Source organism: Listeria swaminathanii (genome assembly GCF_014229645.1).
GTDB lineage: Bacteria > Bacillota > Bacilli > Lactobacillales > Listeriaceae > Listeria > Listeria swaminathanii.
Map to the genome: position 1 here is coordinate 970,240 of NZ_JAATOD010000001.1, position 21,429 is coordinate 991,668.

The window sequence follows — 21,429 nt, forward strand, 5'->3', positions numbered from 1 at the left end:
CAAAAATGCTAAAAGTTAAACGGTCGAGCTGGATTAATCATTTAATTTCTTGGCTTGTTCATAAAGAAAATCAATCGAATCTGCTAAGAAATTGGCGGCAGACTCATTTAATGGTTGACCATCTAAGTTCAAATCATCTTCATATTTTAAATCTTCGCTAATTTTTGTCATTCTTTTCCCGATATCTTTTTCGTTTTGGAGTTCACTAGGGACATACATTGGAATACTTTGTTGTCCAAGTAAATAATCAACACTCACATCATAAAGCGTAGCAATTTGTGTAACCATTTCTAAATCTGGTTCACGAATGCCATATTCCCAGTTGCCGTATGTAGAAGGTGCAGTTAAACCAAGTCTTCTAGCTGTTTCTGCTTTAGACCAACCTTGTTTTTCTCTAAGTAGTGTGAGTCTATTACTTAATTTTGGCATGATTTCACTCCTTTTTGTTTGATTATACAATATCTTACTCAATTTAGCTATATTTTAACACAGAACGTATTATTTTACGATTGACATACTCTTTTTGAGTTGTTAATATTGTATTAACAACTCAAAATGTGTAGATAAGGAGAAGATGACATGAAAACAGTAGACAGCAGAAAAATCAATACGGCCAAAATACGAGACTTACGATTGGAACGGGGAATTACCCAAGCTTTCATAGCAAGACGGATGGGATACAAGTACACATCGGGCTATAGTAACATTGAAAAAGGAACGGTTAGACTTTCACATAAAAATGCCGTAATCTTGAGTGAAATTTTAATGTGTGATTTAAATTTCTTTTATGAATAAAAGTAGCTACGGGATAAAGCGACTAGATAATTAAAATTTTATGGGATACGTTTAGGGTTAATACACACAAAACGTGTGAAAATATAAAAAAGGAGCTTACAACATGAGAAAAAAGACGTTTATAGGATTGCTTGTTTGTATAGTGTTAGTTGCGTTATTCATCCCAACTAATGCGAACGCGTATAAGAAGAATGGCTATGTGATGACAAAGGCGAGCGCCAAAAATTTTAAGATTTACATTAACGGATCAGCAAAAGGTTTTAAAAGTGTTATTATTAATGGAGCAAAAGCATGGAATCCTTCACCGTATTTAAACACAGTTAGTATGGGAAACGATGTGAAACCTAATTTTACCGTCAGTAGTTCAGCAACGAACAAAGGAGACGTACTTGCTGTCTGCAGTACAACCTACTATAAATCCAATAAATTAGTCGTAAAGAATGAAATCACTCTTTATAAAGGTTTTCGCTCACTATCGAACAATCAAAAAATTGAAACGGTTATCCATGAATTTGGCCACGGTTTTGGCTTAGGACATGTGAAAACGAGAAACGCAATTATGCTAGATAAAGGCTTTATCAATAAAACAAAGCCACAAACAGATGACTATAACGGCATTAAAGCAATGTATAAATAAAAAGGAGGACTGAAAATGAAAACAAAACTTATCATTATTATGGGCTTAGTAAGCCTGAGTGTCTTAACGGCCTGTTCCAATAACGAAAGCGTAAAAGAAGAACCAACAACAGAACAAACTCAATCTGAACAAGTGAAACCAAATAATGGAGTTGTTTCCTATCATGGAAAATATCTCAAACTCGCTGAAAACATCGACGACTTAGAAAAAGATGCGCCAATTATCGTCAAAGTCACTAAAAAATCCGAAAAAGCAACGGTAACGAAAGAAACAAAAGAAAATCTTTTCCCGACAGATTTTTACACGATGAGCGAAGTGCAAATCAATAATATCGAAAAAGATGACACCGGAAAATTGAAAGAAAACACGACAATTAAAGTATTGGAATATAGCGTAGAAGACGTTTCTGTTGATGGCAAAGAATATGATTTAACAATCGACGGTTATAAAAACATGGAAAAAGGTGAAGAATATACGCTATTTTTAGAAAAAAATCCAGAAGGAGACAACTATATTTTATCAAATGCGATAATAAGTAAATTCCCAGTCGAAGAAGTAGCTGAAAATGAATTATTCCTAGATGACGGGGAGAAAGCAGAAGGAGCTTTGGACATCGAAGAAATATATCAAGATGTTTATCAAGAAGTTTTAACTGAATACAGTGAATAAATAAAGCCACTTGAATAATGAAAGACCTCGGTGAAAAATCGAGGTCTCTCTTTTTGTCTCTAAATAAAAAATGTTATAAAAATAGGCTTATTCCAGGCGATTTTACGCAAAAAAGTACCACAAAATCCACTTGACAGAACCAGACGATAACAAGTAGAATGAATCAAACCAAATCATCATTTTTTCAGTAAAATGGTTAGATTTTTAACAATTAGGGTAAATCCAGTTAGTATAAATAAAGCTTTTTCAAATAAAAGGAGATAAAACGATGAGTGAAAGTGGTGCTTTTTTTCCAATGAGTGTAAAAAAATTTCTGGAAAAAGGGATTACCTCGTTGTCTGAAGAAGAAAAAATGAGTACGCTACATTATTTGGAAAACGCGTATCATCAAGAACCTTGCAACGAGGAAATTGTACATAAATTAATTCAATTTTATAATCAGACGGATAAGACGAAGAAAGCGCAAGAAATAGGTCAAAACTTCTTGACGATGAACGGCTATAATAAGGAAATACTTGGAGAACTATCTGTAACTTTTATGAAAGAAGATAATATGGATACGTACTTCACACTAGTTCGGCATTATATGGAAGAAGAAAAAAAAGAAACGACCGAAGAAGTGGCAGATAATGTTATCCCGTTTCCAAAGCAATTTATTCCAAGAAAAGATATTCGTGAATTTGCAACTTGGCAAACAACGGAGCAATTGGAGTTTTTGCAAGAAGCACGTTTTCTAGAGATTGATACATTTTTGCCAGCTTTTAAAGATTTTCTAGCAGATGATCAATTTTCTCCATTTGTTCAGTCGATGATTTTTGAGTTAATGCAAGAAAAAGAAATAAATGAAGAGATTAAAGTCCGAAAAATTGATAAGGATGGCACGTTTAATCCTAGTCATGTACCGATGCTCGCTGATAATCCATTTGCAGAAGCTCTTTTTGCAGGACTTGCTGAGTTGCTTGAACATAGCAATCCAAGCCTTCTAGAGCAAGTGATGGGAATTATTCAGCAACATTTATTCATGCTCTATCCCTTCGAATTAGAACCAAAAGAAGTGGATGTTTGGGTCAATGCTTACTACAAATGGGCGAATGCGATGTATGGTGATAATAGCGTTATTTCAGACGATGTGAATCACTTAGCAGTAGAAGAAGCTATTTCTATTATTGAAGAGTTGGAAATCAGGCAGCAAAATTATTTTATATAATGATATTTGTTGTTTTCAAGTCAGGGATATCTGTGTTATTATTAGTGAGTATGGCTGAAACTTGTCATGAGAGTAATTAAATTGAACTAAATAGATGATGGAGGGAATTATACCATGTCAGTAAAATGGGAAAAACAAGAAGGTAATGTTGGAAAACTTACTTTTGAAATTGAACAAGAAAAAGTAAAAGAAGGTCTAGATAGAGCTTTCGTAAAAGTACGTAAAACTCTTAACGTGCCAGGCTTCCGTAAAGGGAAAGTTCCGCGTCAAATTTTCAATCAACGTTTTGGCGAAGAAGCTCTTTTCCAAGATGCGCTTGATATCTTGCTTCCAGAAGTATATTCTGCAGCAATTGACGAAGCTGGAATTGATCCAGTTGACACTCCTCAAGTAAACATCGAGTCAATGGAAAAAGGCGAAACTTGGGTTCTAACTGCAGAAGTTACTGTAAAACCTGAAGTGAAACTTGGAGACTACAAAGGTCTTGAAATTGAAAAACGCGAAACAACACTTACAACAGAAGAATTAGAAGCTGAACTAAAACAATTACAAGAGCGTCAAGCTGAGTTAGTTGTTAAAGAAGAAGCTCCAGCTGAAAACGGCGACACTGTAATCCTTGATTTTGAAGGATTCAAAGATGGCGTAGCTTTCGAAGGCGGACAAGCTGAAAACCATTCTCTAGAACTTGGAAGCGGACAATTCATTCCTGGTTTTGAAGAAAAATTAGTTGGCTTAAAAGCTGGCGACGAAGCAGACATCGAGTTAACTTTCCCTGAAGAATACCATGCGGAAGATTTAGCTGGACAACCTGTAGTTTTCAAAGTGAAATTACACGAAATCAAAACAAAAGAAGTTCCAACTCTTGACGATGAACTTGCAAAAGACATCGACGAAGAAGTAGAATCTTTAGATGAATTAAAAGAAAAAATCTCTAAACGTTTACAAGAAGCAAAAGAAGAATCTGTTGCTCAAGCTAAACAAGAAGAAGTTATTGCGAAAGCTGTTGAAAATGCAGAAGTGGACATTCCACACGCAATGGTTCATCATGAAGCGGATCATTTAATGAACCACTTCGCACAAGATTTGCAAGCACAAGGTCTAACTCCTGAATTATATTATCAATTCACTGGCCAAACAGAAGAAGCAATGCACGCACAAATGGAAAAAGACGCTGAAAAACGCGTGAAAATGAACCTAGTGCTTGAAGCAATTGCTGAAGCTGAAAACATTGAGCCAACTGAAGAAGCTATTGACGAAGAAATTTCTACATTAGCTGAAAAATATGGCATGGAAAAAGACGCTGTTCGTGCTGCACTTGGCGATATGAGCGAACTTAAATCTGACCTTAAAATCCGTAAAGCTATCGACGTATTACTAGATAGCGCAGTGGAAAAATAAGCGACGACTGATTTAATAATTTCATTAAAAAATGGGGGACATGAGTTATACTCGTGTCCTTCTGAATGTAGAAATATGAATACAGATGATTGGCATTTCTAATAAACAAATGATATTATTAACACACATAGGAGATGAAAAAGTCGCCTATAAGCAACATACCTATGCGAAGGGGTGAATTATTGTGTTTAAATTTAACGACGAAAAAGGCCAACTTAAATGCTCCTTTTGCGGAAAGACTCAAGATCAAGTACGTAAATTAGTGGCCGGTCCAGGTGTTTATATTTGTGATGAATGTATCGAGCTTTGTAATGAAATTATTGAAGAAGAGCTAGGTATTTCTGAATTTGTTGATTTTGGTGAAGTGCCAAAACCTCAAGAAATCCGTCATATATTAAGTGACTATGTTATTGGTCAAGAGCGTGCCAAAAAAGCACTCGCTGTAGCAGTTTACAATCACTACAAACGTATTAATTCCAATGAAACTAAAGAAGATGAAGTAGAACTTTCAAAAAGTAATATTTGTTTAATTGGTCCTACTGGTAGTGGTAAAACACTTCTTGCTCAAACATTAGCGCGTATTCTTAATGTTCCATTTGCTATTGCAGATGCGACTTCACTTACAGAAGCTGGTTACGTTGGGGAAGATGTAGAAAATATTCTTCTTAAACTGATTCAATCAGCTGACTATGATGTCGAAAAAGCGGAAAAAGGTATTATCTACATTGATGAAATCGACAAAGTTGCCCGCAAATCCGAAAACCCATCTATTACTAGAGATGTTTCCGGTGAAGGCGTACAACAAGCGCTACTGAAAATTTTGGAAGGTACTGTCGCAAGCGTTCCTCCTCAAGGCGGTAGAAAACATCCTCATCAAGAACTTATTCAAATTGATACAGGAAACATTCTATTTATCGTTGGTGGAGCATTTGACGGAATCGAACAAATCGTTAAAAATCGAATGGGTGAAAAAGTCATTGGATTTGGTACAGATAACGCGAAACTAAAAGAAGATGAAACGTATCTATCTCGTGTTGTTCCGGAAGATTTACTGAAATTCGGATTAATTCCTGAATTTATCGGTCGTTTGCCGGTCATTGCAACACTAGAACAATTAGATGAAGCGGCACTTGTTTCGATTTTGACAGAGCCAAAAAATGCTTTAGTAAAACAATATAAACGTATGTTGGAGCTTGATGACGTAGAACTTGAATTCGAGCCAACTGCTTTAATTGAAATTGCGAAAGAAGCGATTGAACGTAAAACCGGAGCACGTGGTCTTCGTTCTATTATCGAACAAATCATGCTAGAAGTGATGTTCGAAATCCCTTCACGTGATGACATTACTAAGTGTATTATTACTGAAAAAGCAGCTCGCGGAGAAGAAGAACCGCAATTGCAATTAGAAGATGGTTCTATTATTCCAATTAAAACATCTGCATGATTAGAATGCGCGTCGTAATTGGCGCGCATTTTTTCTATCAACTCAGCTTGTTTTACTGTAACAACAGACTTGTTTCGTGCTATACTTTATTAATATTAATTGGAGAGGATAAAAAGACATGAAAAGTGAAAATAAATTTTTTTCTGGGGCATTTGGATGGATAAAAATAATTCTCATCGCGCTAATACTCGCTTTTGGTATTCGCTATTTTTTAATTTCTCCAGTTACTGTTAATGGGAAATCAATGGATCCAACGCTTCATGACGGGGAACATTTATTTATTAACAAAGTATCCAGTCCAAAACGCTTTGATATCATTGTATTTCCTGCTCCTGACGAAGAAAATGCAGAATATATTAAACGCGTCATTGGCCTTCCAGGAGATAAAGTGGAATATAAAGAAGATCAACTTTATATTAATGACAAAAAATATGACGAACCGTATTTAGATTCAGAAAAAGCTGCTTTGAACAACGGCTATTTAACAACGGATGCGGAAGGCGATCCTAATTTCACGATGGCTGACGTTCCGTACTCTGACGGCTCTCTGACAGTCCCTAAAGGCAAACTTTTCGTGTTAGGGGATAATCGTCAAGTAAGTAAAGATAGTCGCTACATTGGCTTTATAACGCAGAATAGTGTGCTTGGAAAAGTAATTTCATTTGGAAAATCCTTACAACGCTAGTGTTAACCCGCGGGAAGTCTAGGAGGAGACATAGATGACAGATCGGTATGAAAAAAAGCCCAAGAAAAAAAGTGGGGCGCATCAATTGTTAAGCTGGGTGCTAGTTATCGTTGCGGCACTTGCAATAGCGCTAGTCATTCGTAATTTTGTTATTGCACCAGTTAAGGTAGAAGGCACGTCTATGGTTCCAACATATCAAGATGGCGATAGAATATTTATTGAAAAAATTACTAACCCAGATCGTTTCGATATTATTGTGTTTGATGAACCACCAATGATTGGTACAGGCGAACATTTCATTAAACGAGTAATCGGTATGCCAGGCGATCAAATTGCTTTTAAAAATGGGGAACTATATTTAAATGGTGAACGTAAAGTAGAAAGTTATTTGCCAGAAGGAACGCTGACACTTTGGAATCCTGACCCAACGCAAAAACCATACATAGCAGATTATACGCTAAAGGATATGACTGGAGAAAGCACAGTTCCAAAAGGAAAACTCTTTGTGCTCGGTGATAATCGTGGCGGGAGTTCAGATAGTCGCATTTTTGGCTTTATTGATGACTCGATGGTAAACGGCACAGTAATACAATTTGGAAAATAGTGAGAAGTCCGTGAAAGATACTTTTTCGCGGATTTCTCTATTAAATGAAAGTTTTTTCGTTTATAATAAGACTGTTAGTATAAAATAGGGCGGTGCAGTTTTTTGAAAGAGAAGAATTTAAAACGGTTATGGTCTTGGATTTGGGCGGCTGTTTTAGCAGTGTTACTTGCTGTTATAATCCGTTTTTATTTGTTTGTCCCTATTCTCGTAGATGGGATATCAATGATGCCAACACTTCATAATGATGACCGTGTAATTATAAATCGCTTCGGGAAGGTCGATCGTTTTGATGTGATTGTATTTCGAGAAGCAGACGGAAAAGAATATATCAAACGAGTGATTGGTTTACCGGGTGACACGGTAGAATATAAAGAAGACCAACTTTACATCAATGGGAAAAAATATGATGAACCGTATTTAGATACTTACAAACAAAAGCTAAAAGATGGCTATTTAACAGATGATTACAGTTCTAAAGATCAACTAGATGGTGGCACAATCCCAAAAGACACCTATTTTGTGTTAGGGGATAATCGTCGCGCAAGTAAAGACAGCCGCATAATTGGGCCGATTCCACTAAGTAAGGTGTTAGGAACAACACCGATTTGTTACTGGCCAATTGAAGACGCCAAACTTATAGATTAGGAGTATACGATGACAATTCAATGGTTTCCAGGTCATATGGCCAAAGCTCGCCGTGAGGTAACGGAGAAATTAAAACTAGTAGATGTGATTTTCGAATTAGTGGACGCACGTATCCCGCTTTCTTCGTCCAATCCAATGCTAGAAGAAATTATCCACCAAAAAAGACGAGTGATTATTTTAAATAAAGCAGATACAGCTGATGAAAAAACGACAAAAGAATGGATTGACTATTTTGCTAAAAAAGGCTTGCCAGCAGTAGCTGTGAATGCTCAAGAAGGCAAAGGTCTATTCAAAATCGAACAAGCTGCTGAAAAGTTAATGGAAGAAAAATTCGACCGTTTAAGAAGTAAAGGTATGAAACCAAGAGCAATTCGCGCAATGATTTTAGGAATTCCAAACGTGGGGAAATCAACCTTAATCAACCGTTTAGCGAAAAAAAATATTGCACGTACAGGTAATAAACCCGGAGTGACGAAAGCCCAACAATGGATTAAAGTTGGGAAAACGTTAGAACTTTTAGATACACCAGGGATTCTTTGGCCTAAATTTGAAGATCAAGAAATTGGCTACAAATTAGCACTTACAGGCGCAATTAAAGACGATATACTTCAAATGGAAGAAATTGCTGGTTATGGTTTACGCTTTTTAGAAAATCATTACCCAGATCGTCTTCAAAGTTGGCTAAAAGTAGAAACTGTTTCCGAAGATCCGATTGAAACGCTAGCTTTTATTGCAGAAAAAAGAGGCCTGTTAGATCGATATAATGATCCAGATTACTCCCGCGCCGCAGAAACGGTTGTCCGAGAAATCCGCCAGCAAAAATTAGGTAGAATGTCCTTTGATTTCCCAAATTGGGAAGATGATAGCGATGAGTGATTCAATTGCAACGATTCGGGAGCGACTGAACGAAATCACCTCAGAAAATGATCCCTTTTTTCAATTATGCCTTCAAGATAAACGCAAAGGTGTAGAAAAATTGCTACAATCTACACGACGAAAATGGGAGAAAGAAACGAAATTACTTGCCAAACTGGAAGAAATGAAACAATATGAAACGGATTTGTTCCAACAAGGCTACAAATATATTGCTGGAGTAGATGAAGTAGGGCGCGGTCCGCTCGCTGGCCCAGTTGTTGCTGCAGCAGTTATTTTGCCAGTGGATTTTTCTGTCGTTGGTATTAATGACTCTAAACAATTAAGCGAGGCAAAACGTAATGCTTTATTCGAAACGATAAAAGCAGAGGCCATCGCGATTGGTGTAGGGATAATTGAGCATGATGTAATTGATCAAGTCAACATTTACGAAGCAACAAAACTAGCTATGCGCGAGGCTTTAGATCAATTGTCACCGGAACCAGATTTTGTTTTAATCGATGCCATGCCACTGAAATATACAGAAGCAGAACTTTCACTCATAAAAGGTGATACCAAAAGCATTTCCATTGCTGCTGCATCCATTATTGCAAAAGTTACAAGAGATAGATTAATGCAGCTATATGATGAAACGTATCCAGGCTATGATTTTGCGAGTAATATGGGTTATGGCACAAAGAACCATTTGGCAGGGTTAGATACAATTGGTATTTGTCCGATTCATCGCTTGAGTTTTTCACCAGTAAAAGAAGCAAAGTTACATTTTGATAGTTTAAAATAGTTAAATCCTATAGAGAAAAACGTATTTTCGATGTTGAAAATACGTTTTTTTGCGTTGTTTTGAGATTTTGGTCATTTTACAAAAAAGCATAATGTTTGTACACTGGGAATAACTATCACGGAGGTGCGACATATGGATTTAAAACAACGAAACATCTGGCTGAAATTCGCTTCTTGTAAGTCCATTTCTGCCAAAAAAAGAGCAGTCATTTGGCAAAAATTAACAGAGGCGGACCACTGGGAAATGACAATGGAAACATTTGTGGAGGCTTTCTTTCAGATGGATAAGCGAGCACAAATTTTGAGTGAGATAGAAACGACCGAAGTGTTTTTTGATGAGGATATTACACCTATTTGGATTTTAGATGATAACTATCCAGTTCTTCTTAGAGAAATTTACGAAGCGCCACCAATTTTATTTTGCAAAGGTGATATAGCCTTGCTGCAAAAACAAGCAATTGCCATTGTAGGTACGAGGCAGATGAGTGAATATGGCAGGAAAGCATGCGTGAAAATTGCTAGTGAGCTTGCCGCGCTCAAATTAACCATAGTTAGCGGAATGGCAATAGGGATAGATACGACCGCACATAAAGCTACCTTAAATAAAAAAGGAGCGACAATTGCAGTGCTCGGCTCAGGAGTCAACAAAATTTATCCCAGAAAAAATGAGCTGCTCGCGAAAGAAATTGCCAAAGAAGGCTTGCTTTTAAGTGAATATTTACCAGATGAAGAAGCGAGGAGATGGTACTTCCCAGAAAGAAACCGAATTATTAGTGGATTGACGATGGGAACAGTAATAATAGAAGCAGCAGAACGAAGTGGCTCGTTAATTACGGCCGACATAGCATTAGAACAAAATAGGCAAGTATTCGCCGTTCCAGGGAATATTTTTATTGATACATGGAAAGGCACAAATTATTTGATTCAAGAAGGCGCCAAGTTAGTTATGAATGCAAACAATATAATAGAAGAATTTTTTCAAATTAAGCCATAATTATACTGAAATTATCGTTTTTAAGTGATTTGACTTGCAATTCCTGATTTTTTGAGATAAGTTTGCTAAAGAAAGCTGTTATAAAACATCAAAAAATGGACTTTTTCATAAAAGCCATTGACAAACCCAGTAGGAAGGGCTAATATTTACTACTGAATTATGTGAAAAATCAGCATTGAAAACTTATTGAACGCGAGGCTAAGACTGTAGTAGGATTCGGACAACGAGTAAAGCCCGTGTATTGACCCAAATCAGGGAGGAATATATAGATATGGCAGATTATTTAGTGATTGTAGAGTCACCTGCAAAAGCAAAAACGATTGAGAAGTATTTAGGGAAGAAATTTAAAGTGAAAGCTTCCATGGGACATGTTCGTGATTTACCTAAGAGTCAAATGGGTGTAGACACGGAACATGACTATGAACCTCGTTATATTACGATTCGCGGAAAAGGTCCTGTTTTAAAAGAATTAAAACAAGCGGCTAAAAAAGCGAAAAAAGTCTATCTCGCAGCCGATCCCGATCGCGAAGGGGAAGCTATTGCATGGCATCTTGCCAACAGTCTAGAGTTAGATCAATCAGATAAATTACGGGTTGTATTTAACGAAATAACGAAAGAAGCAGTAAAAGAATCTTTTAAAACACCACGTAAAATTGATATGGATTTAGTTAATGCACAACAAGCTCGTAGAATTTTGGACCGTTTAGTGGGATATAATATCAGCCCAATTCTATGGAAAAAGGTGAAAAAAGGCCTGAGTGCTGGGCGTGTTCAATCCATTGCCTTGCGAATCATTATTGATAGAGAAAAAGAAATCAATAATTTCAAACCAGAAGAATATTGGACGATTGATGGCAACTTCCTTAAAGGTAAGAAAAAATTCCAAGCCAATTTTTATGGTGTCAATGGCAAGAAGAAAAAGCTATCTACAGCAGATGATGTTAAAGAAGTGATGTCTGCAATTAAAGGAAAATCATTCGATGTAACAGATGTAACGAAGAAAGAAAGACTTAGAAATCCTGCTGCACCGTTTACTACTTCCAGTTTACAACAAGAAGCAGCGCGGAAATTAAATTATCGAACAAGAAAAACAATGATGCTCGCACAACAATTATATGAAGGAATCACGCTTGGTAAACAAGGAACGGTTGGGTTAATTACGTATATGCGTACCGACTCCACTCGTATCGCTGATTCTGCTATTTTGGAAGCAAGCAATTATATTAAAGCAACATACGGATCTGAATTTTCTCGTAATCATAAACGTTCAGATAAAAATGCTAAAGGTGCTCAAGATGCCCATGAAGCAATCAGACCGACAAGCGCAATGAGAAGCCCACAAGAAGTCAAAGAATATTTAACGCGAGATCAACTTCGCTTATATCGTTTGATTTGGGAAAGATTTATCGCGAGTCAAATGACACCGGCAGTTCTTGATACAATGCGTGTTGATTTAGATAATAACGGCGTCAACTTTAGAGCAAATGGGTCTAAAATTAAATTCCATGGTTTCATGAAAGTATACGTAGAAAGTAACGATGATAATACGGAAGAAAAAGAAAATATTCTACCGGATTTGAAAAAAGGAGATAAGGTGCAGTCCGAATCACTCGAACAGCGTCAACATTTCACGCAGCCACCTCCACGTTACACAGAAGCTAGATTAGTAAAAACTTTGGAAGAAATTGGTATCGGTCGTCCGTCGACTTATTCACCAACGCTAGATACAATTCAGCGCAGAAATTATGTTTCTTTAACTAATAAACGCTTTATCCCAACCGAGTTAGGCGAAATTGTAAATGAAATGATTGAAGATTACTTCCCAGAAATTTTAGATGTGAAGTTCACTGCCAACATGGAAAGTGAGCTAGATGAAGTAGAGCACGGTGAAGTCGAATGGGTCAAAGTAATCGATGAGTTTTATAAACGTTTTGAGCCGAATGTTATTAAAGCAGACGCGGAAATGGAAAAAATCGAGATTAAAGACGAACCAGCTGGAATTGATTGCGATCTTTGCGGAGCGCCGATGGTATATAAAATGGGCAAATACGGTAAGTTTCTTGCTTGTAGTAGATTCCCGGATTGTCGTAATACGAAAGCAATCGTCAAAGAAATCGGTGTTACTTGTCCGAAATGTGAGAAAGGGCATGTAATAGAAAGAAAGAGCAAGAAAAAACGAATTTTCTATGGCTGTGATCGTTATCCAGATTGTGATTACGTTTCATGGGATAAACCAGTAGAACGACCTTGCCCGAAATGTAGTAAACGAGCATTAGTCGAGAAGAAATTGAAAAAAGGCGTACAAGTACAATGTACAAATTGTGATTACAAAGAATCAACCCAACAATAAGTGGAAAATGGCAGCACTTGGAAAGTTCCTGTGTTGCCATTGTTGCGCGAGGAGGCGGAAAAATGGAAAAGAGTGTTAATGTAATTGGAGCAGGTTTAGCTGGAAGTGAAGCAACATGGCAATTAGTAAAGCGTGGCGTGAAAGTTGATTTATATGAAATGAGACCGGTCAAACAAACCCCGGCGCATCATACTGACAAATTTGCAGAACTAGTATGTACAAATTCCTTGCGTGCTAACGGCTTAACGAATGCTGTAGGCGTTATTAAAGAAGAAATGCGGATACTTGATTCTATTATTATTGAAGCAGCTGATAAAGCATCTGTACCAGCTGGAGGGGCGCTTGCTGTTGACCGTCATGAATTTTCTGGCTATATAACAGACAAAGTGAAAAACCACCCACTTGTTACCGTGCATACAGAGGAAGTTACGACTATCCCTGAAGGCCCAACAGTTATTGCTACAGGTCCACTTACAAGTCCTGCGCTTGCAGAAGAAATCAAACAATTGACTGGTGAAGAGTATCTTTACTTTTATGATGCAGCGGCACCAATCATTGAAAAAGATAGCATTGATATGGACAAAGTATATTTGAAATCTCGTTATGATAAAGGGGAAGCAGCTTACTTAAATTGCCCGATGTCAGAAGAAGAATTCAACACATTCTATGAAGCCTTGGTTACAGCAGAAACAGCGGCTCTAAAAGAATTTGAAAAAGAAGTATTTTTCGAAGGTTGTATGCCGATTGAAGTTATGGCGAAACGCGGAATTAAAACGATGCTATTTGGACCATTGAAACCAGTTGGATTAGAAGATCCAAAAACAGGAAAAAGACCATATGCAGTATTGCAACTTCGTCAAGACGATGCTGCTGGAACACTTTATAACATGGTAGGATTTCAAACGCATCTTAAATGGGGCGAGCAAAAACGTGTTTTCGGTATGATTCCAGGTTTAGAAAATGCTGAAATCGTTCGTTATGGCGTAATGCACCGCAATACATTCATCAACTCACCAACTGTACTTGAACCAACCTACCAATTAAAAACACGTAATGATTTGTTTTTCGCAGGTCAAATGACTGGTGTAGAAGGCTATGTCGAGTCGGCTGCTAGCGGTTTGGCAGCGGGGATTAATGCGGCTAATTTTGTGGAAGAGAAAGAATTAGTGGTTTTCCCAGCAGAAACAGCGATTGGTAGTTTAGCGCATTATATTACAAGTGCAAGTAAAAAATCGTTCCAACCAATGAATGTTAACTTTGGCCTTTTCCCAGAGCTAGAAACTAAAATTCGTGCTAAACAAGAACGTAACGAAAAATTAGCTGAAAGAGCGCTAAATGCAATAAAAAAGGTTGCAGAACAACTTTAAAAACACTATAATAATTGAGGACTAATCTTTGCTGTTCTTTTCATCACGATCGCTGCTTTTGTTATTTTTTAGGGGAGTTGAAAGTGATGGAAAGGCAGTTTTTCATTCTGGGGAATGGTCTAGACAACTCATGCTGATAAATGTGGCTTTTTTCACAAAAATACGCAAATTTGTTTAAATTGATTGTAAATCCAGATTAATTCAAAAAGTTGCGAAAAATGGATATAATTATTGCAACGTGGATATTGTTATGTTAACATGATAGTGTTTGAGAGGTGTATACGCATGACACAAGAGGGAAAGTTAGAGCAACAATTTCTTGACTATCTTTACTCAGAACGAAATTATTCAGTGAACACAAGTACTGCTTATGAAAATGATTTACTCGATTTTCGCCGCTTCTTAAATGAACAAGCTATTACAACGTATCAGCAAGTTACTTTTCTAGATGTTCGAATTTATTTGACAGAATTAAAGCAAAAGTCTTTTTCTCGAACAACAGTAGCTAGGAAAATTTCAAGTTTACGGAGTTTTTACACTTTTCTTTTAAGAGAGAATGTTATTACGGAAAATCCGTTTACCTATGTCTCACATGCAAAAAATCAGTTAAGGCTTCCCAAATTTTTCTATTCAGAAGAAATGGAAGCTTTGTTTCAAGTGGTTTATGAAGATAATGAAACGCTTACACTGCGGGATCGGGTATTGTTAGAAGTACTATATGGGACTGGAATTCGGGTGAGTGAGTGTGCCGGGATACTTATGCCTGACTTAGATACATCTTATCAAGCTATTCTGATTCGCGGAAAAGGGAATAAAGAGCGCTATGTGCCATTCGGTGTTTATGCGGAAGATGCAATAACGGATTATTTACCGAGTCGCACCGAGCTAATGACCCGATACAAAAAATCACATGATGCGTTACTTGTAAACCATTACGGCGATCCGCTGACGACAAGGGGCATTAGATATTGTTTGACAAAAATAATTAGCAAAGCTTCATTAACTCGAAAAATCCATCCCCATATGTTACGCCACACGTTTGCAACGGATTTGCTTAATAACGGGGCGGATATGCGGACGGTGCAGGAGTTGCTTGGACATGCTAGCTTATCATCCACCCAGATATATACGCACGTGACAAAAGAGCATTTAAAGTCTACTTATATGAAACATCATCCGAGGGCTTAAATTTGGAGGAGGTTAAGGAAATGGAATTACATGCTACAACGATATTTGCAGTTCAACATGACGGAAAAGCGGCCATGGCTGGTGACGGTCAGGTAACGCTTGGGGAATCGGTTGTAATGAAACACACTGCCAAAAAGGTTCGCCGTCTTTTCCATGATAAAGTAATTGCGGGATTTGCAGGTTCGGTTGCAGACGCATTTACATTGTTTGAAAAATTCGAAGCAAAATTAAATGAATATAATGGTAACTTAGAAAGAGCATCTGTGGAACTCGCGCAACAATGGCGTAGTGATAGTGTTTTACGCAAGCTAGAAGCTATGTTAATCGTGATGGATAAAGATACCTTACTTTTAGTTTCAGGCACTGGAGAAGTAATTGAACCAGATGATGGTATTTTAGCAATCGGTTCTGGTGGAAACTATGCGCTGGCAGCTGGACGCGCACTTAAAAGACACAACGGTGGTCAAATGGAAGCAAAAGATATTGCCCGCCACGCACTAGAGATTGCTTCGGAAATTTGTGTGTTTACGAATGATCATATTACTGTAGAAGAGCTTTGAAGGAGTGGTTAATTTGACAAATTTAACGTTAATGAACCAGTTGACACCAAAGCAAATTGTCGAAAAACTGGATCAATATATTATTGGACAAACCGGCGCAAAAAAATCTGTTGCAGTAGCACTAAGAAATCGCTATCGTAGACAATTGATGGATGAGTCTATCCGTGACGAAATTATTCCGAAAAATATCTTGATGATTGGCCCAACTGGTGTCGGTAAAACGGAAATAGCACGCCGCATTGCAAAAATAGTTCGTGCTCCGTTTTCTAAAGTAGAGGCTACTAAATTTACGGAAGTTGGCTATGTAGGTCGTGACGTGGAATCGATGGTTCGTGATTTAGTCGAAGTATCCGTTCGCTTAGTAAAAGAAGAAAAAATGCAATTAGTTCGCGTGAAAGCAGAAAAAAATGCGGAAAAACGATTAATTAAACTTCTAGCACCAAGCCAAAAGAAAAAGCAAACAACATCGCAAAATCCATTAGAAGCCCTTTTTGGCGGTATGAATCAACCGGATGAACCTGCTGAGGAAGAAGTAGATCAAGAATTAAAAAATAAACGAAGCCAAATCGAATGGCGTCTTCAAAATGGTGAGCTTGATGATGAAATAGTAACTGTAGAAGTGAAAGAGCAGCAAAATCCAATGTTCGATATGATGCGTGGCACGGGGATGGACCAAATGAATGGCATGCAAGATGCGCTTTCTGGCATGTTCCCAGCGAAAAAGAAAAAACGCAAAGTAACCGTTCGTGAAGCGAAGAAAATTCTCTTTGAAGATGAAGCATCTAAATTGATTGATGCCGATGAACTTGCCGCTGAAGGTATTCACCGTGCGGAACAAATGGGGATAATTTTCATTGACGAAATTGATAAAATCGCTAGCAAAGAAGGCGGCGGAAATGCGCAAGTTTCACGTGAAGGTGTCCAAAGAGATATTCTTCCAATCGTGGAGGGGTCGCAAATTTCCACTAAATATGGTACAGTCAACACGGAGTACATTTTATTCATCGCGGCTGGAGCATTTCATATGTCTAAACCAAGTGACTTGATTCCAGAACTTCAAGGTCGTTTTCCAATTAGAATTGAGCTGGACAAATTAACACAAGAAGATTTCTACAAAATCTTAACAGAACCAGACAATGCCCTAATTAAACAATACAAAGCTTTACTGAAAACAGAAGGAATTGACTTGATTTTCACCAAAGAAGCTGTAGAAAGAATTGCTGAGATTGCATTCCAAGTTAATCAAGATTCAGATAATATCGGAGCAAGAAGACTTCATACCATTTTAGAAAAATTACTAGAAGATTTACTATTCGAGGCACCAGAAATCAATATGGAATCTATAAAAGTAACTGAAAACTATGTTAATGAAAAACTTGCACCAATTATGAAGAATAAAGATTTAACACAATTTATTTTATAAAATACTAGGAGGATCTAATAATGACTTTATTAGAAAAAACAAGAAAAATTAATGCTATGTTACAAAACGCTGCAGGAAAAACAGTAAACTTTAAAGAAATGGCTGATACATTAACAGATGTAATTGAAGCCAATACGTATATCGTAAGCCGTAAAGGTAAATTACTTGGTTATTCTGAAGCATTACCAATCGAAAACGATCGTATGAAACAAATGCTAACAGAACGCCAATTTCCAGAAGAATATACACAAAGCCTTTTCAATGTAGGCGAAACTTCTTCTAACTTAGAAGTATCAAGCCAATATACTGCTTTCCCAATCGAAAACAGCGAATTATTCACTAAAGGTTTAACAACTATCGTACCAATCGTTGGTGGCGGAGAGCGTCTTGGAACACTTATTCTATCTCGTTTAGAAAGCAATTTCACAGATGACGATTTGCTTTTAGCTGAATACGGTGGAACAGTTGTTGGAATGGAAATTTTGCATGAAAAAGCAGAAGAAATTGAAGAAGAAGCTCGTAGCCGTGCGGTTGTACAAATGGCAATTAGCTCACTTTCATACAGTGAATTAGAAGCAATTGAGCATATTTTTGACGAATTAAATGGTAAAGAAGGCCTTCTTGTTGCCTCTAAAATCGCGGACCGTGTCGGCATTACACGTTCTGTCATCGTTAATGCGCTTCGTAAATTAGAAAGTGCTGGCGTTATTGATTCTCGTTCATTAGGAATGAAAGGTACATTTATCCGTGTATTAAATGATAAATTCCTTGTAGAACTAGAAAAATTGAAAAATAACTAAAAAAAATCAAAAAGCTCTCTCTGAAAATATTCGGGGAGAGCTTTTTTTGGCTTGCTTTGGTAAAATAAAAAAGAAGAACTAGTTGTGACTGGAGGAATTTGGAATGGAAATTGCTGAAACAACCATTGAAGTGCGCTATGCTGAAACAGACCAAATGGGCGTTGTTTATCATAACAATTACCTTGTATGGATGGAAATTGGCCGAACAAGATTAATTGAAAAATTAGGTTTTCGTTATTTTGATATGGAAGAAGCAGGTTATCTTTCTCCGGTATTAGATGTGCATATTCATTACGGAAAACCACTGCGATATGGACAAAAGGCAGTTGTAAAAACATGGATAAAAGGGTATGATGGACTTCGTGTTACTTATGGTTATGAAATTTGCTATGAAGATACGAATGAAGTTGCAATTACAGGTGAAACGGAGCACGTATGTGTGACGAAAGAAGACTTTCGCCCTGTATCGTTAAGAAGAACATTTCCGAATTGGCATAAAGCCTATCTAAAAGCTTTAGAATAAAAAAGACTGGTAGTGATAAAAATGGCTTTTGGTGTAAAACGCGATGAAATGGAATTATGGAAAGAAAAAGCAGCTCGTGGGGAGATTGCAATTATCACGCATTACTGGCTCGATGATCGCTTCCCAGACTCGAAAACTGTAACCAAAGTTGCTTGTGTAGATTTGAAAAAACTGCAACAATGGGGAAAACAATATGGTTTAGCGCCAGATTGGATTGATAACCGTCGAAAAAACTTTCCGCATTATGATTTGTTTGGCGAGATGCAATTAGTAGTACTGAAAAAAGAAAAAGCCTTTGAACAAATCGAGCGGTTTCATTTGGAGGAGAAATAACGATGATTAAACTAGAAAATGAATTATTGCTTGTAGAAATGAAAACAGCAGGCGCTGAATTAACGCGTATTTTGCGCAAAGATACTGGACTTGAGTATTTGTGGAATGCGGATAGTAAATTTTGGGGACGTCATTCGCCAGTCTTATTCCCAACGGTTGGAAGACTAGTTGAGGATACTTACTTAGTAGATGGCAAGCCGTATCACTTAGGACAACATGGTTTCGCTCGTGACCGTGATTTTAAAGTAATGGAGCAAACGGAAAATTCGGTACGCTTTGAACTGGATTCTGATGAAGATTCGTTAGCTATTTATCCTTACAAATTCAAATTATCTATTATTTATACAATCGAGAAAGATTCTGTAGCTGTTTCTTATGAAGTGGAAAACAGAGATGATAAACGCATTTACTTCTCTATCGGTGCACACCCGGCGTTTAATTTGCCACTAACTGAAGGTACTGCGTTTGAAGACTATTACTTGGACTTTGGAACAGAAGAAAACTTGGAAACACTTTGTTTAGAAGGGCCTTATCGTAGTGGAGCAATTGAAAAAGTGACGAGTGAGCCAGCAAGATATTTACCGCTGAGCTATGACTTATTTAAAAATGATGCGCTTATCTTTGAAGCGTTGAAACAAAAAGAAGTGACGATTAAGTCAGATAAAACGCCGCATTTTGTAAAAGTAAGCTTCCCGGAATTCCCGTTTGTGGGAATCTGGACGGCAAAAACAGGAACACCTTTCTTATGTATTGAACCGTGGTATGGCATTGCGGACGGTGCTGGAAAATCAGTTGAACTGCGAGATAAAGCGGGGATAGAACATTTAGAACCAGAAGCTGTTTTTGCATCGGAATATACAATTACAGTAGGATAAAGTAAAAACCCAGAAGAGCGAAAAGCATCTTCTGGGTTTTCTTACATCCATTTTATTTTTGGTTCTTCTCCGTTACGGATACGGGTAATGTTAGCTCGGTGACGCCAGATAACAAAAGTCGCGATACAAGCAACAAGAATAATTAAAATCCAATCTCCCATGAAAAAAGAAATAATTAATGCTGCAAGTGCTCCAATCATTGAGCTAAGCGACACATATTTGCTAAGTTTCAGTGTAACCAAGAAGACTACGAGAGCAGCTACAAAGAGCAGTGGCGCATATGCTAGGATAACGCCGGCAGAAGTAGCAACTGCTTTTCCACCACGGAACCCAGCAAAAAGCGGGAAACTATGGCCGATAATCGCAAATGCTCCAGTAAGTAGCCAGAAATGATGGTCTACGTTTAATTGGAAGAAATATGGAAGTAATGTTGCGACGGTCCCTTTTAAAATATCCATCACTGTAACGATACTACCAGCTTTGATCCCAAGCACTCGGAACGAATTCGTCGCGCCTAAGTTACCGCTACCGAACTCGCGAATATCTTTTTTGTAGAAAATTTTGCCAATCCATAAACCAGATGGTATAGAACCAATCACATAGGCTAATAAAGAAAGCAGAATTAAGTTAATTGTCATTTTTAAACCCCTCAAGAAGAAATGTTGTTTTCCATAAAGAATTATAGCACAAAATGAAGAGAATTGGCTAAATTGTTAGGACAAATCACGATGAAAAGTTGAAAAAACCGTAAAAATAGCTTATGATTAGAAAGAATAGTAGGGGGCGATTAGACGAATGCAAAATCCAACAAAAGAAGAAATCCGACATATTTTAAAGCAGGCAAAAGTAATCGCAGTCGTTGGTTTGAGTGATAAGCCAGACCGCACAAGTTACCGTGTGAGCCAGATAATGCAGCAAGCTGGATACAAAATTATACCAGTGAACCCTAATGCAGACGAAATTCTTGGCGAAAAAGCTGTTAAGAACTTAACGGATATCGAGGAACATGTTGATATTGTTAATGTCTTTCGTCGCTCAGAGTTTTTACCTGAAATAGCTAAGGCGTTTGACCAAATCGACGCAGACGTGTTTTGGGCACAACTTGGCATTACTAATCAGGAAGCATTTGATTTTTTGACAGAAAAAGGATATCCTACTGTCATGGATTATTGCATTAAGGTTGCTTATCAAGAAATGGACTAACAAAAACACCATTTTTGACCGAAGCAGGTTCTTATAGCAGAGCCTGTTTTTTTATGAAAAGGAATTTGTCACCAAA

At 37.4% G+C, this 21,429-nt stretch carries 24 protein-coding genes; 22 read left to right on the plus strand and 2 right to left on the minus strand.

Annotated elements, in window-relative coordinates:
• Window positions 1–33 precede the first annotated feature (33 nt).
• The gene (locus HCX62_RS04905; RefSeq protein WP_185637335.1) at window positions 34–429 is read right to left on the minus strand and encodes a helix-turn-helix domain-containing protein; all 396 of its coding nucleotides are present in this window, start codon (window positions 427–429) and stop codon (window positions 34–36) included.
• Window positions 430–579: 150 nt separating this feature from the next.
• On the opposite strand from HCX62_RS04905, the gene HCX62_RS04910 reads away from it, so the two are divergent.
• The 21 genes from HCX62_RS04910 (at window position 580) to HCX62_RS05010 (ending at window position 20,150) form a co-directional block, all read left to right on the plus strand.
• On the plus strand, window positions 580–795 hold the full coding sequence (locus HCX62_RS04910; protein ID WP_185637337.1) for a helix-turn-helix domain-containing protein: 216 nt from the start codon (window positions 580–582) through the stop codon (window positions 793–795).
• Window positions 796–898: 103 nt separating this feature from the next.
• Window positions 899–1,432: a matrixin family metalloprotease gene (locus HCX62_RS04915; RefSeq protein ID WP_185637340.1), complete on the plus strand. Its 534-nt coding sequence runs from the start codon at window positions 899–901 to the stop codon at window positions 1,430–1,432.
• A gap of 15 nt (window positions 1,433–1,447) precedes the next feature.
• Window positions 1,448–2,101, plus strand: a complete 654-nt coding sequence (locus HCX62_RS04920; RefSeq protein WP_185637342.1) for a hypothetical protein — start codon at window positions 1,448–1,450, stop codon at window positions 2,099–2,101.
• Between the two features lie 268 nt (window positions 2,102–2,369).
• Window positions 2,370–3,308 (plus strand): hypothetical protein, encoded by a 939-nt coding sequence (locus HCX62_RS04925; RefSeq protein ID WP_185637344.1) that lies wholly within the window; start codon window positions 2,370–2,372, stop codon window positions 3,306–3,308.
• Window positions 3,309–3,422: 114 nt separating this feature from the next.
• Entirely contained in the window at window positions 3,423–4,706 is a 1,284-nt protein-coding gene (gene tig / locus HCX62_RS04930; protein WP_185637346.1) for a trigger factor, read from the plus strand.
• 184 nt (window positions 4,707–4,890) lie between these two features.
• The gene (clpX, locus tag HCX62_RS04935; protein ID WP_003766662.1) at window positions 4,891–6,150 is read left to right on the plus strand and encodes an ATP-dependent protease ATP-binding subunit ClpX; all 1,260 of its coding nucleotides are present in this window, start codon (window positions 4,891–4,893) and stop codon (window positions 6,148–6,150) included.
• Between the two features lie 118 nt (window positions 6,151–6,268).
• Complete coding sequence (gene sipX, locus HCX62_RS04940; RefSeq protein WP_185637349.1) at window positions 6,269–6,835, plus strand: type I signal peptidase SipX; 567 nt, start codon at window positions 6,269–6,271, stop codon at window positions 6,833–6,835.
• 34 nt (window positions 6,836–6,869) lie between these two features.
• Window positions 6,870–7,439 (plus strand): type I signal peptidase SipY, encoded by a 570-nt coding sequence (sipY, locus tag HCX62_RS04945; RefSeq protein ID WP_185637351.1) that lies wholly within the window; start codon window positions 6,870–6,872, stop codon window positions 7,437–7,439.
• A gap of 102 nt (window positions 7,440–7,541) precedes the next feature.
• The gene (gene sipZ / locus HCX62_RS04950; RefSeq protein WP_008947649.1) at window positions 7,542–8,084 is read left to right on the plus strand and encodes a type I signal peptidase SipZ; all 543 of its coding nucleotides are present in this window, start codon (window positions 7,542–7,544) and stop codon (window positions 8,082–8,084) included.
• 9 nt (window positions 8,085–8,093) lie between these two features.
• Window positions 8,094–8,960, plus strand: a complete 867-nt coding sequence (gene ylqF / locus HCX62_RS04955; protein ID WP_185637353.1) for a ribosome biogenesis GTPase YlqF — start codon at window positions 8,094–8,096, stop codon at window positions 8,958–8,960.
• Complete coding sequence (rnhB, locus tag HCX62_RS04960; protein ID WP_185637355.1) at window positions 8,953–9,738, plus strand: ribonuclease HII; 786 nt, start codon at window positions 8,953–8,955, stop codon at window positions 9,736–9,738. The genes ylqF and rnhB overlap by 8 nt, the downstream gene beginning before the upstream one ends.
• Window positions 9,739–9,870: 132 nt before the next feature.
• A complete protein-coding gene (gene dprA / locus HCX62_RS04965) occupies window positions 9,871–10,731 on the plus strand; it encodes a DNA-processing protein DprA (protein WP_185637357.1) in 861 nt (286 codons plus the stop codon).
• A 271-nt stretch (window positions 10,732–11,002) separates the two neighbouring features.
• The gene (gene topA / locus HCX62_RS04970) at window positions 11,003–13,081 is read left to right on the plus strand and encodes a type I DNA topoisomerase (RefSeq protein WP_185391240.1); all 2,079 of its coding nucleotides are present in this window, start codon (window positions 11,003–11,005) and stop codon (window positions 13,079–13,081) included.
• 62 nt (window positions 13,082–13,143) lie between these two features.
• Window positions 13,144–14,448, plus strand: a complete 1,305-nt coding sequence (trmFO, locus tag HCX62_RS04975; RefSeq protein ID WP_185637359.1) for an FADH(2)-oxidizing methylenetetrahydrofolate--tRNA-(uracil(54)-C(5))-methyltransferase TrmFO — start codon at window positions 13,144–13,146, stop codon at window positions 14,446–14,448.
• 285 nt (window positions 14,449–14,733) lie between these two features.
• Window positions 14,734–15,636 carry a tyrosine recombinase XerC gene (xerC, locus tag HCX62_RS04980; protein ID WP_185637361.1) on the plus strand — a complete coding sequence of 301 codons (903 nt, stop codon included), beginning with the start codon at window positions 14,734–14,736 and terminating at the stop codon, window positions 15,634–15,636.
• A 20-nt stretch (window positions 15,637–15,656) separates the two neighbouring features.
• Window positions 15,657–16,196: an ATP-dependent protease subunit HslV gene (gene hslV / locus HCX62_RS04985; RefSeq protein WP_003724001.1), complete on the plus strand. Its 540-nt coding sequence runs from the start codon at window positions 15,657–15,659 to the stop codon at window positions 16,194–16,196.
• 13 nt (window positions 16,197–16,209) lie between these two features.
• Window positions 16,210–17,619 carry an ATP-dependent protease ATPase subunit HslU gene (gene hslU / locus HCX62_RS04990; protein WP_185637363.1) on the plus strand — a complete coding sequence of 470 codons (1,410 nt, stop codon included), beginning with the start codon at window positions 16,210–16,212 and terminating at the stop codon, window positions 17,617–17,619.
• 20 nt (window positions 17,620–17,639) lie between these two features.
• The gene (codY, locus tag HCX62_RS04995; protein WP_003726695.1) at window positions 17,640–18,419 is read left to right on the plus strand and encodes a GTP-sensing pleiotropic transcriptional regulator CodY; all 780 of its coding nucleotides are present in this window, start codon (window positions 17,640–17,642) and stop codon (window positions 18,417–18,419) included.
• 103 nt (window positions 18,420–18,522) lie between these two features.
• The gene (locus tag HCX62_RS05000; RefSeq protein WP_185637365.1) at window positions 18,523–18,942 is read left to right on the plus strand and encodes an acyl-CoA thioesterase; all 420 of its coding nucleotides are present in this window, start codon (window positions 18,523–18,525) and stop codon (window positions 18,940–18,942) included.
• A gap of 21 nt (window positions 18,943–18,963) precedes the next feature.
• Window positions 18,964–19,275, plus strand: a complete 312-nt coding sequence (locus tag HCX62_RS05005) for a hypothetical protein (protein ID WP_008947661.1) — start codon at window positions 18,964–18,966, stop codon at window positions 19,273–19,275.
• A gap of 2 nt (window positions 19,276–19,277) precedes the next feature.
• A complete protein-coding gene (locus HCX62_RS05010) occupies window positions 19,278–20,150 on the plus strand; it encodes an aldose 1-epimerase family protein (RefSeq protein ID WP_185637367.1) in 873 nt (290 codons plus the stop codon).
• 41 nt (window positions 20,151–20,191) lie between these two features.
• On the opposite strand, the gene plsY is transcribed toward HCX62_RS05010, so the two are convergent.
• Window positions 20,192–20,788, minus strand: coding sequence for a glycerol-3-phosphate 1-O-acyltransferase PlsY (plsY, locus tag HCX62_RS05015; protein ID WP_008947663.1), 597 nt, complete (start codon window positions 20,786–20,788; stop codon window positions 20,192–20,194).
• 157 nt (window positions 20,789–20,945) lie between these two features.
• On the opposite strand from plsY, the gene HCX62_RS05020 reads away from it, so the two are divergent.
• Window positions 20,946–21,353: a CoA-binding protein gene (locus tag HCX62_RS05020; RefSeq protein WP_185637369.1), complete on the plus strand. Its 408-nt coding sequence runs from the start codon at window positions 20,946–20,948 to the stop codon at window positions 21,351–21,353.
• Window positions 21,354–21,429: the final 76 nt, after the last annotated feature.